The sequence below is a fragment of the Mucilaginibacter sp. genome (assembly GCF_039921305.1).
In the GTDB taxonomy this organism is placed as follows: domain Bacteria; phylum Bacteroidota; class Bacteroidia; order Sphingobacteriales; family Sphingobacteriaceae; genus Mucilaginibacter.
Genome location: NZ_JBDSCA010000041.1, coordinates 1 through 14,450 on the forward strand (window position 1 = coordinate 1; position 14,450 = coordinate 14,450).

Below are 14,450 nucleotides of genomic sequence, written 5' to 3' on the forward strand. Positions count from 1 at the left end.
GCTTTGTAAAAAGGAAACTAAGGGCAGGTCTCTCTTGCGGTCAACATCCAATATTGGTGCTTAAATCGCCTCCTTTCAACTTGCTGCCCTTAGTCCTGTTTTATTATCTACAAAGATATGAGGCTCCATAGCTACGCTGGTTAATATTGATCCTGCAAAAGTTACCTTTTCGGTGCCTGAACGCTATTTATCTTTAATACATGTAGGCAGCAAAATCAGTTTTACCATTGAAAGCTCACGCGATAAATTTGCGGGTACAGTATACGCCATAGAACCTAATGTTGATGTGAACTCGCGCTCGGTAGTTTTAAGGGCTAAGGCCGAAAACCCCAAAGGTACATTAAAGGCTGGAAGCTTTGCCAAGATCCACTTTAACTTAGACCAAATACCTAAAACCATTATGGTACCAACCGAAGCTGTAATACCTGATATTAAAGGCAGCAATGTGTTTTTGGTTAAAAAAGGTGTGGCCATGCAACGTGCCATTAAAACCGATACCCGTACTGATAAAAGCATACAGGTTATTGATGGGTTGAAAGCCGGTGACAGTTTGATAGTTACCGGTATTATACAAATGCGCCCTAAGGTTGCAATTAAGGTTGTAAAAGTTATTAAGTAAAAACCATGAGTTTATCCTCTGTCAGTATAAAAAGGCCGGTTTTAGCCACCGTATTATCCATTGTTATTGTTGTATTCGGGGTAATTGGTTATAATTTTTTAGGTGTAAGGGATTTCCCATCGGTTGATCCGCCTATCATTTCGGTAAGTACCAGTTACTCGGGCGCTAACTCGGATGTAATAGAATCTCAAATAACCGAGCCGCTGGAAAAAGCCATTAATGGTATCCCGGGTATCCGTAATATCTCGTCAACCAGTAATGTGGGTTCGAGTAATATTACTGTTGAGTTTAACCTGGATGCGGATCTGGAAACTGCTGCTAATGATGTACGCGATAAAGTTGGACAGGCCCAGCGCCAGTTACCACAGGATATTGATGCCCCGCCGGTAGTTACCAAAGCGGATGCGAATGCGGATCAGATCATCACCATTACGGTAAGCAGTAATACCCGTAACATTTTGCAGATTGATGATTACGCCGAAAACGTTTTACAACAATCGCTACAAACCATACCGGGGGTAAGCTCGGTGAACGTGCAGGGGCAGCGCCAATATGCCATGCGTTTGTGGATAGACCCTACCAAATTAACAGCATTAGGCCTGGCAGCAAGTGATATTACCGATGCCCTGAGCCGCGAAAATGTAGAGTTACCCGCAGGTAAAATTGAAGGTAATAATACCGAGCTAAGTATACGTGCCCTGGGCAAGCTAACTACCGAAAAAGATTTTAATAATCTGATCATCAGGGCAGATAGCGCGCATGTGGTGCATTTAAGTGATGTGGGTTACGCCATATTGGGTGCATCAAACGAAGAAACATCGTTAAAGGAATCGGGCGTACCCGAAGTTGGTTTGGCTATTGTGCCGCAACCGGGCGCAAACTATGTACAAATTGCCAAGGACTTTTATAAACACCTTGAGCAAGTAAAGAAAGACCTGCCACCAGATATTAAGGTTGAGGTAGCTTTGGATAACACCCGCTTTATTAACCAATCCATAACCGAGGTAAAAGAGACTTTGCTGATCTCGTTCATACTGGTGGTAATTATTATTTATCTCTTCTTCCGCGATTGGCTGATCGCTTTCAGGCCGCTGATAGATATACCGGTATCATTGATAGGGACATTCTTTATCATGTACATTTTTGGTTTCTCTATCAATATATTAACCCTTTTGGGGATAGTACTGGCAACCGGACTGGTGGTAGATGATGGTATTGTGGTTACCGAGAATATTTATAAAAAGGTTGAAGCGGGTATGCCGATACGAAAGGCCGCCTTTGAGGGATCGGCCGAGATATTCTTCGCGGTTATATCAACTTCGGTAACGCTGGCGGCTGTGTTTTTACCTATTGTGTTTTTACAAGGGTTTACAGGGCGGCTCTTTAGGGAGTTCGCGGTTGTTGTAGCCGGTTCGGTATTGATATCGGCTTTCGTATCCCTATCGTTAACACCAATGCTTAATGTTAAACTGATCCGTAAAAATCAAAAGCACTCTGCATTCTACGAAAAAACAGAACCTTTCTTTGAATGGATGACCACATCGTATACCGATTCGCTGGTTAAATTCATGAAACGCAAATGGGTTTCTATCGTTATTTTAGTAGGCTCGTTCGCTATTATATTTTTCACCTATAGAGTTATACCATCAGAATTAGCTCCTTTGGATGACCGCAGCTTGCTCCGTATGTCGATGACTGGGCCCGAAGGTGCATCGTACGAATTTATGTCGCGGTACGTGAATAAGGTATCGCAATTGGTAGAAGATTCTATTCCCGAAAAAAAGGTCAACATCACAGTTACCGCTGGTGGTGGGGGTGGCAATGGTGCAGTTAATACAGGCTTTGGGCGTATAGGATTGGTACCGCCGGATGAGCGTACGCGTACTCAACAGCAAATTGCCGATTACATGACTAAAAAGCTATCGCGTATGCCCGATGCCCGCGCGTTTGTGGTACAGGAGCAAACGATAAGCGGGGGTGGTAGCGGTGCGCGAACGTCACTACCGGTACAGTTTGTTATACAAAACCAGGATTTTGAAAAGTTGCGCAAAGTGCTGCCTCAATTTTTGGCCGAAGCTAATAAGAGTACCATTTTTCAGGGTGTGGATGTGAACCTTAAGTTTACCAAACCACAACTATCTGTAACTACCGATAGGGACCGGGCACGTGATCTGGGTATCGCTGTAAAGGATATTGCTCAAACTTTGCAGCTATATTATAGCGCGGGCCGTATAGATTACTTTTTGATAAACGGTAAACAATATCAGGTTGTTGCGCAGGTAGACCGCCAAAATCGCGATAAGCCATTAGATCTGGCATCGGTTTATGTACGTAATACCGCAGGTAAATTGATCCAGTTGGATAACGTAGTGAGTATGAAAGAAAACTCAACACCGCCGGCAGTATATCACTTTAACCGGTTCAAATCGGCAACGGTATCTGCCGGTTTAGCACCTGGCGTAACTATTGGCGATGGTATTAACGAGATGCAGCGTATAGCGAAGGATGTGTTGAAAGACCCATCATTCAGTTCAGATCTGGCCGGACCGTCACGTGATTATGCCGAGAGCTCATCCAATATTATATACGCGTTCGCTTTTGCGTTGCTATTGATTTATCTGGTATTAGCGGCACAATTTGAAAGCTTTGTTGATCCGTTTGTGGTGATGCTTACCGTTCCGTTGGCTATTGCAGGCGCGTTTTTATCACTTTGGTTATTTAGCCAAACCCTCAATATTTTTAGTGAGATAGGTATGATAACGCTGGTGGGTTTGGTAACTAAAAACGGTATTTTGATAGTAGAGTTTGCCAACCAGCGAATGGAGCATGGCCTGCAAAAATTTGAGGCTGTGGTTGAAGCGGCAACATCGCGCTTACGCCCAATTTTGATGACGAGTTTGGCTGTGGTATTGGGTTCGGTGCCAATTGCCTTCGCGTTGGGCGCGGGCGCCAAAAGCCGGGTATCTCTGGGTATTGTAATTATGGGCGGTATGTTGTTTTCGTTGGTGCTTACTTTGTATGTTATCCCTATGATGTATGTGTTTTTAGCGCCAAAGGTAAAACGCAACCCAGATGAGGAACCGGCAGAGGAAGAAGCAGAAGCCGATTTAAAAGCAGATGATAAACACGTATTACCGGCACATAATTCATAAATGAATACGACGATGAAATTTTTGAAAATATATTTAGTGTTGATATTTTGCTTTGCTACGGTGATCAAAACCGTGGCTCAGACTACTAAGCCACCCTTACTCACGCTGAAAGAGGCGGTTGAAATTGCGCTGAAAAACAATTACAACATTAAGCTATCGGCAAACAACAATACCATAGCTAAAAATAACGTAACCTTGGGTAACGCGGGTATTTTGCCGCAAGTGAGTTTAGATGCAACTTTAGCCAACAGCATCCAAAACACCAAACAAACCCGTACAGATGGTACCGTTAACGAGATCAATGGCGCGCATAACAGCAACCTGAGTTATGGGCCCAGCCTGAACTGGACAATATTTGATGGTTTTGCCATGTTTGCCAACCTTGACCAATTGAAAGGGTTGAGCCGGTTAAGTGAGCTATCTCAACGAGACACCATTGAATCGACCATATCTGATGTGATATCAACTTATTATAACCTGGTAAACCAGGATCAGCAGATCAAGGCTTTACAGGGCGCGATAGAGATATCAAGAACGCAGTTGCGGTACGCTAATGATAAGTTGCAGGTTGGCCGTGGCTCGGGTTTGGATGTGCTTAACGCGAAGGTGAATGTAAATACAGATACTGCGGCACTGATCACTCAGATACAGCAATACAGATCAACCAAAGTTAGCATGAACCAGCTGTTGGTGCGCGACTTGCAGACCGATTTTAGCGTAACTGATACCATTGTTATTGATGAAAAGCTGTTGCTGGGTAATATATTGAGCCAGGCGCAGACTCAAAATCCATCTATCCTTATCTCACAAATTAACCGTGAACTGGCCGATATCAATTTGAGGCAGGTGAGAGCTTTACGTTATCCAACTGTTGGCTTAACAGGCGGCTACACTATCAGCAATAACAAAACGCCTGCCAATTTGGTAACACGCCAGCAGGATATTAAGGGATTTAATTATGGGTTAACGGCATCGTTCAATATTTTTAATGGGTTTAACCAAAGCCGTATTGAACGTAACGCGCAAATTGAGATCGAAAACTCGGCACTTAATTTAAGCAAAACAAGGCAAAACATCGAAGCGCGGATAAATACCTTATATATCTCGTACTTATCTGGATTGGAGCAAGTTAAGCTTAATCAATCTAATGTTGACATTGCGAAACGCAATCTGGATATATCTTTAGAAAAATATAAGCTTGGAAATATTACGCCGTTAGAAATAAGAGAAGCCCAAAGAAACTATCTGGATGCACAATCAAGGTACTTTCAGTCGCAATATCAAACTAAATCTGCCGAGGTAACCTTAAAAGAAATCACAAATAGTATTAACATTCAATAGTTTTTTCTCTTTTTTAATATAAAGCACTATTTTTGGAAGACTGATGGAGCCTTACCGCTATAAACTATGTCTTCTTATCGACGATAATTTTATCGATAACTTTGTTACGCGTAAAATTTTGGAGACCAGCAACTTTGCTGAACAAATCGTAGTTATTCAATCTGCTACTGAGGCTTTGGCCGAGTTACAGGCTAAGGCTATTGAGCCTGACGTGATATTTTTAGATATCAGGATGCCACTGATGGATGGTTTTGAGTTTTTAAAGCAGTATGATCTGTTGGATTTAAGCGGGAGTAAACATCCTAAAATATTCATGCTTTCGTCTTCATTAGACCCGGTAGATTTCCGCCTGTCTAACCAAAACAAATACATTACCCAATTTATCCATAAACCTATCACCAAGAAAGTTTTGGAAGCCCTATAATATGATAATTGTTGCTGACAGCGGTTCTTCAAAAACAGATTGGTTAATTGAGTCGCCGGGCTCGGAGCCGGAAGAGTTTAGAACAGCAGGTCTCAATCCTTATTTTTTATCAGAAAAAGAGATCGTTAAGATCATTCAATCGCAAGCCAGCGCCATTGTTAAAAAATCGGCACAGGTAAGCGAGATCTATTTTTTTGGAGCCGGTTGTTCAAGTCCGGATAGGCGCGAGATAGTTTCGAACGCGTTGAGTCATATATTCCCAAAAGCTTTTGTTAGTGTAGATAGTGATCTGTTAGGTTCGGCCTATGCAACCTGTGGCCATGCCAAAGGCTTTTGCTGTGTGCTGGGTACAGGGTCAAATATTTCGTTTTTTGATGGCGAGAATATTTACGAGGGTAAACATGGTTTGGGCTTTGTATTGGGTGACGAAGGATCGGGAAGTTGGTTTGGTAAGGTTTTGATAACCGATTTTTTATATGGTAATATGCCGGGGGAAATTGCCGAGTTATTTTATAAAACCTATAAAATTGATAAAGACATCGTGATCAATCATGTGTATCAAAAGGCGGCGCCTAATTCTTATCTGGCATCATTCACTAAGTTTTTGAGTGAGATCAAAACATCACAATACAGTCAGCAGGTTATTAAGAACGGGCTGCTTGAATTTATTGAGAATTGCATTAAAACCTACCCCGACTATCACGATTATAATTGCCACTTTGTTGGTTCAATAGCCTATTATTTTAGCACAGAATTACATGCACTTTGCGAAGAGCACGGTGTACACGTAGGCAAAATTATTAAACAACCCATTCACGAATTGCTTGCTTTTGTGAAAGCGAGAAATGCTGATTAATCTTTATTCTGCTTTAGCTACCTTTTTCCTGCTTACCCTTTTAAGGGTAATGAAACCTATGCATAATATGGTTATACCGCTTGCTGCTAAAGGTATATAATCGCCAAAGCGCACATAGAATGTTATATCAGAATTTAGGTTAATATCCTGCTTCAGCGCTGTTTTAACCCACCATTTGCTTTGCTGTACAATATCGCCACGTTGGTTAATGAATGCCGAAATACCGGTATTGGCCGACCGGCAAACCCAGCGGCGGGTTTCGATGGCACGCAGTTTGGCATAATCCAGGTGCTGATCTTTTCCGGATGTGTTTTCCCACCAGCCATCATTGGTGATGATGGCGATAAATTGTGCTCCTTTTTTAACATAGGTGGCTACATAGCCTCCCCAAATGGATTCGTAACAGATAACCGGGGCCGCGCCAATACCGCTTTGCGAGTAGAATACGGTTGGTTCTTTTTGGCTTCCGTAGCTACCAGTTGCTCCACCCAAATGTTCAAATACTGGTTTTAAAAAACTGGTAACAGCGCTAAAAGGCATATCCTCGGCACCGGGAACGAGCTTTGATTTGTGATAAAACTGTACTGTAGAAGAGTTTTCGACATTCATAGCGGCGTTAAATACGTCGTAATATTGATCGCTGCCCGGCATGCGGCTGGCCGATGGGGTAAGATCAGTGTTATAGATCTTGGTAGATTCGATTCCGGTTAATACGTTGCCATTTTTATACTTGTTTAAAAAGCCCTGCACCTGTACAAAGTAACGGTACTGGCGAATCTTATCCTCGTTAACCGGGGTATCATAAATGGCGGTTTCGGGCCAGATGAAGTACTCGGTATTGGGTTGCCCTATAGAATCGGACAATTGGATAAGGCTGTTTACCTGTTGCTGTGTATTGTCATTCGCTATCTTATCGTAGGGGTCAATATTAGGTTGTACTACCACGATGTTGGATGGATCGGCACTTTCCACGTAAGTGTAATAGCGGTATAAGGAGAAAGCTAAAGGCAGAATGATTATGGCAACCCAAATAGAGATTTGCTTTAACCTTAATGCTGCCGGCTTTGTTTCGCGTAAGCCGATGTAGATTAAAAAGACGAAGATATTTGATGCCCAGATCCATAAAGTACCCCCATAAACCCCGGTGTACTCGTACCATTGCACCCAGGAGTGGCTTACGGCGAAGCCGTTACCCAGTGTCATCCAAGGGAATTTGAGATCCCAGGTTTGGTGCAGAAATTCGTAGCCTATCCATAGGCAGGGTAATAAAAACAGGCCAATGTTGCGGCTGGTATACTGGCGCATACGATAATAGAGCCAGAATGCAGTTGCCATTAGCAATGGGCCCAATGAATAGGGTATCATGGAAATGGGTAGTGCTACTACTTCTCCTACTATTTTGAGCGAGTTATAAACCCAGTAAATGCAGAGTACGTTCCAGATAAAAAAGCCTATGAAGGCGGTGCGGAATATTTTGTTGCCTTTACGGGTTACATCAGACTGGATGATGTTTTCTATCGCGACAAGCATGGGTACCAGTCCGAAAAACAAAAGGAAAGTAGTGTAATGAACGGGTGGCCATGCTAACCAGAGTAACAGTCCGGAGAAGATGGCTAAGAGGGTATTTCTTTTCATTATTGGATATATCGCAATGACGTTGTTTTTTATTCTTTATATTTTTCTTGTTTCTTATTTTCCGTTTCTGGCTTCCCTGCAACACAAATTACAAATTCACCTTTTACGGTGTGGGTTTCAAAATAGGTTTTTACTTCGGTAGCGGTTCCGCGCACGGTTTCTTCGAACATTTTGGTGAGCTCACGTGATACGGATACCTGGCGTTCGGCACCAAAATAGATGCTCATTTCTTCGAGGGTTTTGAGTATGCGATGTGGCGATTCGTAGAAGATGATGGTGCGCTCCTCTTCGGCTAAGAATTTGTATCGGGTTTGGCGGCCTTTTTTTACAGGCAAAAATCCTTCGAAAACAAATCGATCTGTAGGGAAGCCGGAGTTCACTAAGGCAGGAACAAAAGCTGTTGCACCGGGTAAGCATTCAACGGCTAGCTCTTGCTTTACAACTTCTCGCACCAAAAAGAAACCCGGATCGCTGATGGCTGGGGTCCCGGCATCGGAAATAAGGGCGATATTTTTGCCTTCTTTTAAAAACTTGATGATCTCGGCTGTAGCCTGGCGTTCGTTGTGCTGATGGTGCGCGTAAACCTTTTGGCTGATCTCGAAATGCTTGAGCATTGGGGCTGATGTACGGGTATCTTCGGCCAGTATCAGATCAACTTCCTTTAAAACGCGCAGCGCCCTCAACGTAATATCTTCGAGGTTACCTATTGGTGTGGGTACTAAGTATAGTTTGCCGGTCATGTTGTGAATGGAGAGTTGTGAGTGGAGTGTTGTTTGTTTAAGTCGGAAAAAAACTCAAAACTGACAACCGAAAACCCGCAACTCATTCTATCTTTGTCAAAAAATAAAACAATGCTGCAAGTTAGTTATATCCGCGAAAATAGGGACTATGTATTGGAACGTTTAGCGGTAAAAAATTTCAAACAACCTGAATTGGTTGATGAGGTGATCAGGTTAGATGAACAACGCCGTCAGACTCAAAACGCGCTGGACAATATTTCGGCGCAAGCCAACGCCGCCGCCAAGCAAATTGGCGAGTTGATGCGTACCGGTAAAAAGGAAGAAGCCGACACAATCAAAGCAAACTCGAACACCTGGAAAGAAGAAACCAAAAAGCTAAGCGAGCAATTATCGGGCATTGAGGCTGAACTTCAGCAAAAGATCGTTGTGTTGCCTAATTTGCCACATATATCTGTACCCAAAGGTTTAACACCTGAAGAAAATGAGGTGGTATTGGAGCATGGCGCTAAGCCAGAACTTGGAGCCAACGCTTTACCGCACTGGGAACTTGCCGCTAAATATAATTTGATAGATTTTGAACTGGGTGTTAAAATAACCGGTGCCGGTTTCCCTGTTTATAAGGGTAAAGGTGCCAAATTACAACGCGCTTTGATCGCTTTCTTTTTGGATGAAGCAGAAAAGGAAGGTTATGATGAACGCATGTTGCCTTTGTTAGTTAACGAAGCATCTGGTTTTGGCACAGGCCAACTTCCCGACAAGGAAGGCCAGATGTATTATGTTGGTGTTGATAATTTATATCTGATACCAACTGCCGAGGTGCCTATCACCAACCTTTACAGGGATGTGATTTTGAAAGCAGATGAATTGCCGGTTAAGAATTGCGGTTATACGCCATGTTTCCGCAGGGAAGCGGGATCATATGGCGCGCACGTGCGTGGTTTGAACCGTTTGCACCAGTTTGATAAGGTTGAAATTGTACAGGTTGTTAACCCCGAAACATCATACGATGTGTTGGAGCAAATGAGTTTGCATGTACAAAGTTTGCTGCAAAAACTGGATTTACCTTACCGTGTGCTAAGATTATGTGGTGGTGATATGGGTTTTACATCAGCACTAACTTATGATATGGAAACTTACAGCGCGGCGCAAGGCCGGTGGCTAGAGGTATCGTCAGTATCAAACTTTGAAACTTACCAGAGTAACCGTTTGAAACTGCGTTTCCGTAATGCAGAGGGTAAAACACAATTGGCTCATACTTTAAATGGTAGCGCCCTGGCTTTGCCACGTATTGTGGCTACTTTGTTAGAGAATAACCAAACTGAGAAGGGTATTAAAATACCTGAAGTATTGGTGCCTTATACCAAGTTTGAGTGGATAGATTAAGTTGATTCTACTACTTCAAGCTATGTCATTTCGACGATAGGAGAAATCTTCTGCTTAAGATATGTCTACAGTTCACCTATAGCGCGCAGAAGATTTCTCTCTCGTTCCTCTATCTATGACATTTTTGTTCTTAAATTATTACTTATCATCGCATTAAAGCTCAATTCATGGCTCCTGCAATTGCCGCTGTGGAGGCGTTTGGAATCTTCTGGGGCTTAGGACTTTTCCAGTATTGAATGTTCGTTGATGATTTTACCAACCAGTCATCACTCAATATTAACGAAAGTATACTTGAAAACAATTCTTAATCCCAGCGGTTTATACTCTATCTAATCAATTAAACATATTTATCATGAGCACACAACAAAATAATCCAGAAGAAGAAAAGGGATTTTTCGATAAAGTTATTGATAGCATCACCGGACTTTGGGACGATACAAAAGATAAAGCCGAAGATATCAAAGACGCAACCGCCGATAAATTGGACGATATCAAAGAAAAGGTAACCGCTAAAAAAGTAACTGATGCAAAAAAAACAGCAAGTACAAAAGCTACCATAGTTAAAGCCGGCGTTAAAGAAAAAACCACCGACGCAAAGTCTAAAGTAACCCCAGCGGTAAAAAAAGTAGCTGATAAAGCTAAAACAGCCACAGCCGATGTAAAAGCGAAAGCCACCGGAGCCAAAACAAAGGAGACAGCAGCGGTAAACAAAACAGCTACCAAAGCAGCGAAGGTAACAACTCCTAAACCGGTTGTAAAAGCAAAGGTAGCAGTGAAACCAAAGGCAACCGTTAAAAAAACGACAACTAAAGTTTAAATCAAAAAAATTCAACAAAAAGGGCGATGAATTTTAAACTCATCGCCCTTTTTGTATTAACGTAATTTCCCTTTTAAAGTGCCGATCGTACCAAAACGATTTTAATATCTACTGTTCCAGGTGAGGGTATTGTATTTGCTCCGGTTGATGATTGGGCATCAATTTCAACCTGGCCAATTTTGTGTGTAAAGCTATAGGCAATGCCATTGTAAACCTCTGGCACCTGCTCATAATTTTTACCAGCATCAAACGACGCGTAAACCAGTACAGCATCATATGCATTGGTATAACTATCAATTTCGGGCGTGCTGATAAAAGCAGCATAAGTTTTACCCCCATCTACTGTTGACCATTTACTACTGCTAATTGTAGTCAAAATAGTTTGGTTAGGATTTACTGTTGATTTGGTACAAGCCGTAACTAAAAATAATATCGGGATAAATAAAAGTGATAATCGGGTTTTCATGTAAGTTGTGTATTAATGTTAGTATAATTATTAAAAACGTTTAATGTTTTGACGAGGCGAAAATATAAAAGCTTAATGCCATAAAAAATAAAGAACAAGTATTATAATTAGTTAGAATCTGTTGTTATATATCAGACGGTATCAAAAACAAAAAGGTGTCGCGTTTATTCAAAAAAAATGCCCCCGTTTTCGCGGGGGCATTTAAATATTTCAAATTAGTCCTTCTGCTCTTCCTCTTCCTGCTTTCTTTCGCCGCCTGAGTGTTTGCCAATTACTTTGATCTCTCCGGATTCTTTGTCATGGTCAACTTCCATTACATCACCTTCAACCAGTTCACCTTTCAGTATCTCTTCGGCAATTGGATCTTCCAGATATTTCTGAATAGCACGTTTTAACGGACGGGCGCCAAATTGAGAATCATAACCCTTTTCGGCGATGAATTCTTTAGCGTTCAAGGTTAGTTCGATACCGTAACCTAAAGCATGTACCCTGCTAAATAAAGCGGCCAGTTCAATATCAATTATCTTGAATATCTCATCCTTACCTAACGAATTAAACACAATCACATCGTCAATCCTGTTCAAAAACTCGGGAGCAAAGGCACGTTTCAAGGCGGTTTCAATCACACCACGTGAATGTGAATCAGCCTGATTAACTTTAGCGTTAGTGCTAAAACCAACACCTTGTCCAAAATCCTTCAACTGGCGTGCGCCGATGTTCGACGTCATGATGATGATCGTATTCCTGAAATCAACCTTGCGGCCTAACGAATCAGTTAATTGTCCTTCATCTAACACTTGTAATAAGATGTTAAATACATCCGGGTGAGCTTTCTCAATCTCATCCAGTAATACAACACTGTATGGTTTACGTCTAACCTTTTCAGTCAGCTGTCCACCTTCTTCGTAACCAACATAACCCGGAGGCGCGCCCACTAAACGTGATACCGCGAATTTCTCCATGTACTCGCTCATGTCAATTTGGATCAGCGAATCATCGGTGTCAAACATAAAACGGGCAAGCTCTTTAGCCAACTCAGTTTTACCAACACCTGTTGGGCCTAAAAATATAAACGATCCGATCGGCTTTTTCGGATCTTTCAATCCCGCACGGGTACGTTGTATAGCCTTGGTTAATTTCTTAATAGCATCGTCCTGACCGATAATTTTATCAGCCACTTTCTCTGCCATGTTCAATAATTTCTGGCTATCGGCCTGTCCAACACGTTGCACAGGTATGCCGGTCATCATTGATACAACTTCGGCAACATTGTCTTCGGTAACAGTATAACGTTTGGTTTTGGTTTCGGCTTCCCAAATTGCTTTGGCTTGCTCCAACTCTTCTAACAAGTGTTTTTCTGTATCGCGAAGCTTGGCTGCTTCCTCATATTTTTGGCTGCGAACAACCTTATTCTTCTCTATCTTGATCGCTTCAATCTTAGCTTCAACATCCAAAATGTTTTGAGGCACATGGATATTGGTTAAGTGAACGCGTGAACCCGATTCATCCAAAGCATCAATAGCCTTGTCTGGTAAAAATCTGTCGGTAATATAACGTGCAGTTAAATTAACGCAAGCCAAAATAGCTTCCGGAGTATAAGTTACACCATGGTGCTCTTCGTATTTATCTTTAATGCGGCTTAATATTTCCACAGTTTCATCCGGTGTAGCCGGCTCAACCATTACCTTTTGGAAACGACGGTCTAAAGCACCATCTTTTTCAATATACTGGCGGTACTCGTCTAAAGTTGTCGCACCAATACATTGTATCTCGCCACGGGCCAAGGCCGGTTTAAACATGTTAGATGCATCCAAGGAACCCGATGCGCCACCTGCCCCAACTATGGTATGGATTTCATCAATAAACAAAATAACATCCGGCGATTTTTCCAACTCGTTCATTACCGCCTTCATGCGCTCCTCAAACTGGCCACGGTATTTTGTACCTGCCACCAAAGATGCTAAGTCGAGCGTAACAACGCGTTTGTTAAACAATACCCTCGATACCTTACGTTGTACAATGCGTAAAGCCAAACCTTCGGCAATGGCGCTTTTACCAACACCCGGCTCACCTATTAATATAGGGTTATTCTTTTTCCTGCGGGATAAGATCTGCGATACACGCTCAATCTCTTTCTCCCTGCCAACTATCGGGTCCAGTTTACCATCCTCGGCAGCACGGGTTAAATCGCGGCCAAAGTTATCCAATACCGGTGTTTTTGATTTGATATCAGATACCTTCTTCGGCTGGCTGAATGATTCTTCCTCACGGAAATCATCATCCCCTCCGGTTGAAGAGCCTGGCATCTCATCAGTAACATCATTTTTATGCGAGTCAACCTCACCTTTAAATATCTCGTAGTTCACGTTAAACTGCATTAATATTTGTGATGCGATATTATCTTCATCACGCAGGATAGAGAGTAACAAATGCTCTGTACCTATCACATCGCTTTTAAATATCTTAGCTTCAAGGTAAGTAATTTTTAAAACCTTTTCGGCTTGTTTGGTTAACGGGATGCTACCAATGTTAACATTAGTGCCTGATGTGCCTTTAACGGCATCCTCAATGGCACGGCGCAAACGGGCGGTATCCACAGCTAAATTTTTCAAAAGCTTTATCGCAACGCCGTCACCATCGCGAATGAGCCCTAATAAAAGATGCTCCGTACCAATATAATCGTGCCCAAGGCGAAGGGCCTCCTCTCTGCTGTAAGATATCACGTCTTTAACGCGGGGCGAAAATTTAGCTTCCATATAATATACCTTTCAAATGTTTGAACGTCCTAATCTATAAAATAGTTTCTATTGTTAGTACGTAATTTACTTAACTTATCAACAACATTGCCAAGCTTATCGGCTGTTACCAAAACAGACATTAGTATGATATAACGTACATTAACCGCTTAAATGGTGTATCGGTTAAATTAATGCTACGCTACTTTGTAAATATAAACAGCCATTTTGGTATAAGCAAGAACGGGCAATAACATTAATTATGCAAGTTTTTAACATTAT

11 protein-coding genes are annotated in these 14,450 nt (G+C 42.1%); 7 read left to right on the forward strand and 4 right to left on the reverse strand.

Translation table 11 applies throughout. From position 1 onward, the window contains the following. The first annotated feature begins 136 nt into the window (after nt 1-136). Genes ABIN91_RS11965 through ABIN91_RS11985 form a run of 5 tightly spaced genes read left to right on the forward strand, consistent with a single transcriptional unit; the run spans nt 137 to nt 6,392 of the window. Nucleotides 137-619: an efflux RND transporter periplasmic adaptor subunit gene (locus tag ABIN91_RS11965; protein WP_348051381.1), complete on the forward strand. Its 483-nt coding sequence runs from the start codon at nt 137-139 to the stop codon at nt 617-619. A gap of 5 nt (nt 620-624) precedes the next feature. Then, nucleotides 625-3,771, forward strand: coding sequence for an efflux RND transporter permease subunit (locus tag ABIN91_RS11970; protein WP_348051342.1), 3,147 nt, complete (start codon nt 625-627; stop codon nt 3,769-3,771). 12 nt (nt 3,772-3,783) lie between these two features. Beyond that, on the forward strand, nt 3,784-5,112 hold the full coding sequence (locus ABIN91_RS11975; protein ID WP_348051343.1) for a TolC family protein: 1,329 nt from the start codon (nt 3,784-3,786) through the stop codon (nt 5,110-5,112). A gap of 43 nt (nt 5,113-5,155) precedes the next feature. Next, nucleotides 5,156-5,536, forward strand: a complete 381-nt coding sequence (locus tag ABIN91_RS11980) for a response regulator (RefSeq protein ID WP_348051344.1) — start codon at nt 5,156-5,158, stop codon at nt 5,534-5,536. Between the two features lies 1 nt (nt 5,537). Further along, complete coding sequence (locus tag ABIN91_RS11985; RefSeq protein WP_348051345.1) at nt 5,538-6,392, forward strand: N-acetylglucosamine kinase; 855 nt, start codon at nt 5,538-5,540, stop codon at nt 6,390-6,392. Between the two features lie 3 nt (nt 6,393-6,395). On the opposite strand, the gene lnt is transcribed toward ABIN91_RS11985, so the two are convergent. Both lnt and rsmI read right to left on the reverse strand, forming a co-directional pair. Beyond that, a complete protein-coding gene (gene lnt / locus ABIN91_RS11990) occupies nt 6,396-8,027 on the reverse strand; it encodes an apolipoprotein N-acyltransferase (RefSeq protein ID WP_348051346.1) in 1,632 nt (543 codons plus the stop codon). Between the two features lie 29 nt (nt 8,028-8,056). Continuing rightward, complete coding sequence (rsmI, locus tag ABIN91_RS11995) at nt 8,057-8,767, reverse strand: 16S rRNA (cytidine(1402)-2'-O)-methyltransferase (RefSeq protein WP_348051347.1); 711 nt, start codon at nt 8,765-8,767, stop codon at nt 8,057-8,059. Between the two features lie 111 nt (nt 8,768-8,878). Here rsmI and serS point away from each other — a divergent pair, with 111 nt between their 5' ends. Beyond that, on the forward strand, nt 8,879-10,150 hold the full coding sequence (gene serS / locus ABIN91_RS12000; RefSeq protein ID WP_348051348.1) for a serine--tRNA ligase: 1,272 nt from the start codon (nt 8,879-8,881) through the stop codon (nt 10,148-10,150). Nucleotides 10,151-10,502: 352 nt separating this feature from the next. Then, a complete protein-coding gene (locus ABIN91_RS12005) occupies nt 10,503-10,967 on the forward strand; it encodes a hypothetical protein (protein ID WP_348051349.1) in 465 nt (154 codons plus the stop codon). Between the two features lie 73 nt (nt 10,968-11,040). Here the strand turns inward: ABIN91_RS12005 and ABIN91_RS12010 are convergent, their stop codons facing one another. Together ABIN91_RS12010 and ABIN91_RS12015 are read right to left on the reverse strand one after the other, a co-directional pair. Then, nucleotides 11,041-11,433, reverse strand: a complete 393-nt coding sequence (locus ABIN91_RS12010) for a hypothetical protein (RefSeq protein WP_348051350.1) — start codon at nt 11,431-11,433, stop codon at nt 11,041-11,043. Nucleotides 11,434-11,648: 215 nt separating this feature from the next. Continuing rightward, nucleotides 11,649-14,189, reverse strand: a complete 2,541-nt coding sequence (locus ABIN91_RS12015) for an ATP-dependent Clp protease ATP-binding subunit (protein ID WP_348051351.1) — start codon at nt 14,187-14,189, stop codon at nt 11,649-11,651. Nucleotides 14,190-14,450: the final 261 nt, after the last annotated feature.

Excerpts from the sequence above, each read along its gene's own strand:
- ABIN91_RS11970 (WP_348051342.1), top strand. The coding sequence starts at position 625 with ATGAGTTTATCCTCTGTCAGTATAAAAAGGCCGGTTTTAGCCACCGTA.
- ABIN91_RS11975 (WP_348051343.1), top strand. The coding sequence starts at position 3,784 with ATGAAATTTTTGAAAATATATTTAGTGTTGATATTTTGCTTTGCTACG.
- ABIN91_RS11980 (WP_348051344.1), top strand. The coding sequence starts at position 5,156 with ATGGAGCCTTACCGCTATAAACTATGTCTTCTTATCGACGATAATTTT.
- ABIN91_RS11985 (WP_348051345.1), top strand. The coding sequence starts at position 5,538 with ATGATAATTGTTGCTGACAGCGGTTCTTCAAAAACAGATTGGTTAATT.
- lnt (WP_348051346.1), bottom strand. The coding sequence starts at position 8,027 with ATGAAAAGAAATACCCTCTTAGCCATCTTCTCCGGACTGTTACTCTGG.
- rsmI (WP_348051347.1), bottom strand. The coding sequence starts at position 8,767 with ATGACCGGCAAACTATACTTAGTACCCACACCAATAGGTAACCTCGAA.
- serS (WP_348051348.1), top strand. The coding sequence starts at position 8,879 with ATGCTGCAAGTTAGTTATATCCGCGAAAATAGGGACTATGTATTGGAA.
- ABIN91_RS12005 (WP_348051349.1), top strand. The coding sequence starts at position 10,503 with ATGAGCACACAACAAAATAATCCAGAAGAAGAAAAGGGATTTTTCGAT.
- ABIN91_RS12010 (WP_348051350.1), bottom strand. The coding sequence starts at position 11,433 with ATGAAAACCCGATTATCACTTTTATTTATCCCGATATTATTTTTAGTT.
- ABIN91_RS12015 (WP_348051351.1), bottom strand. The coding sequence starts at position 14,189 with ATGGAAGCTAAATTTTCGCCCCGCGTTAAAGACGTGATATCTTACAGC.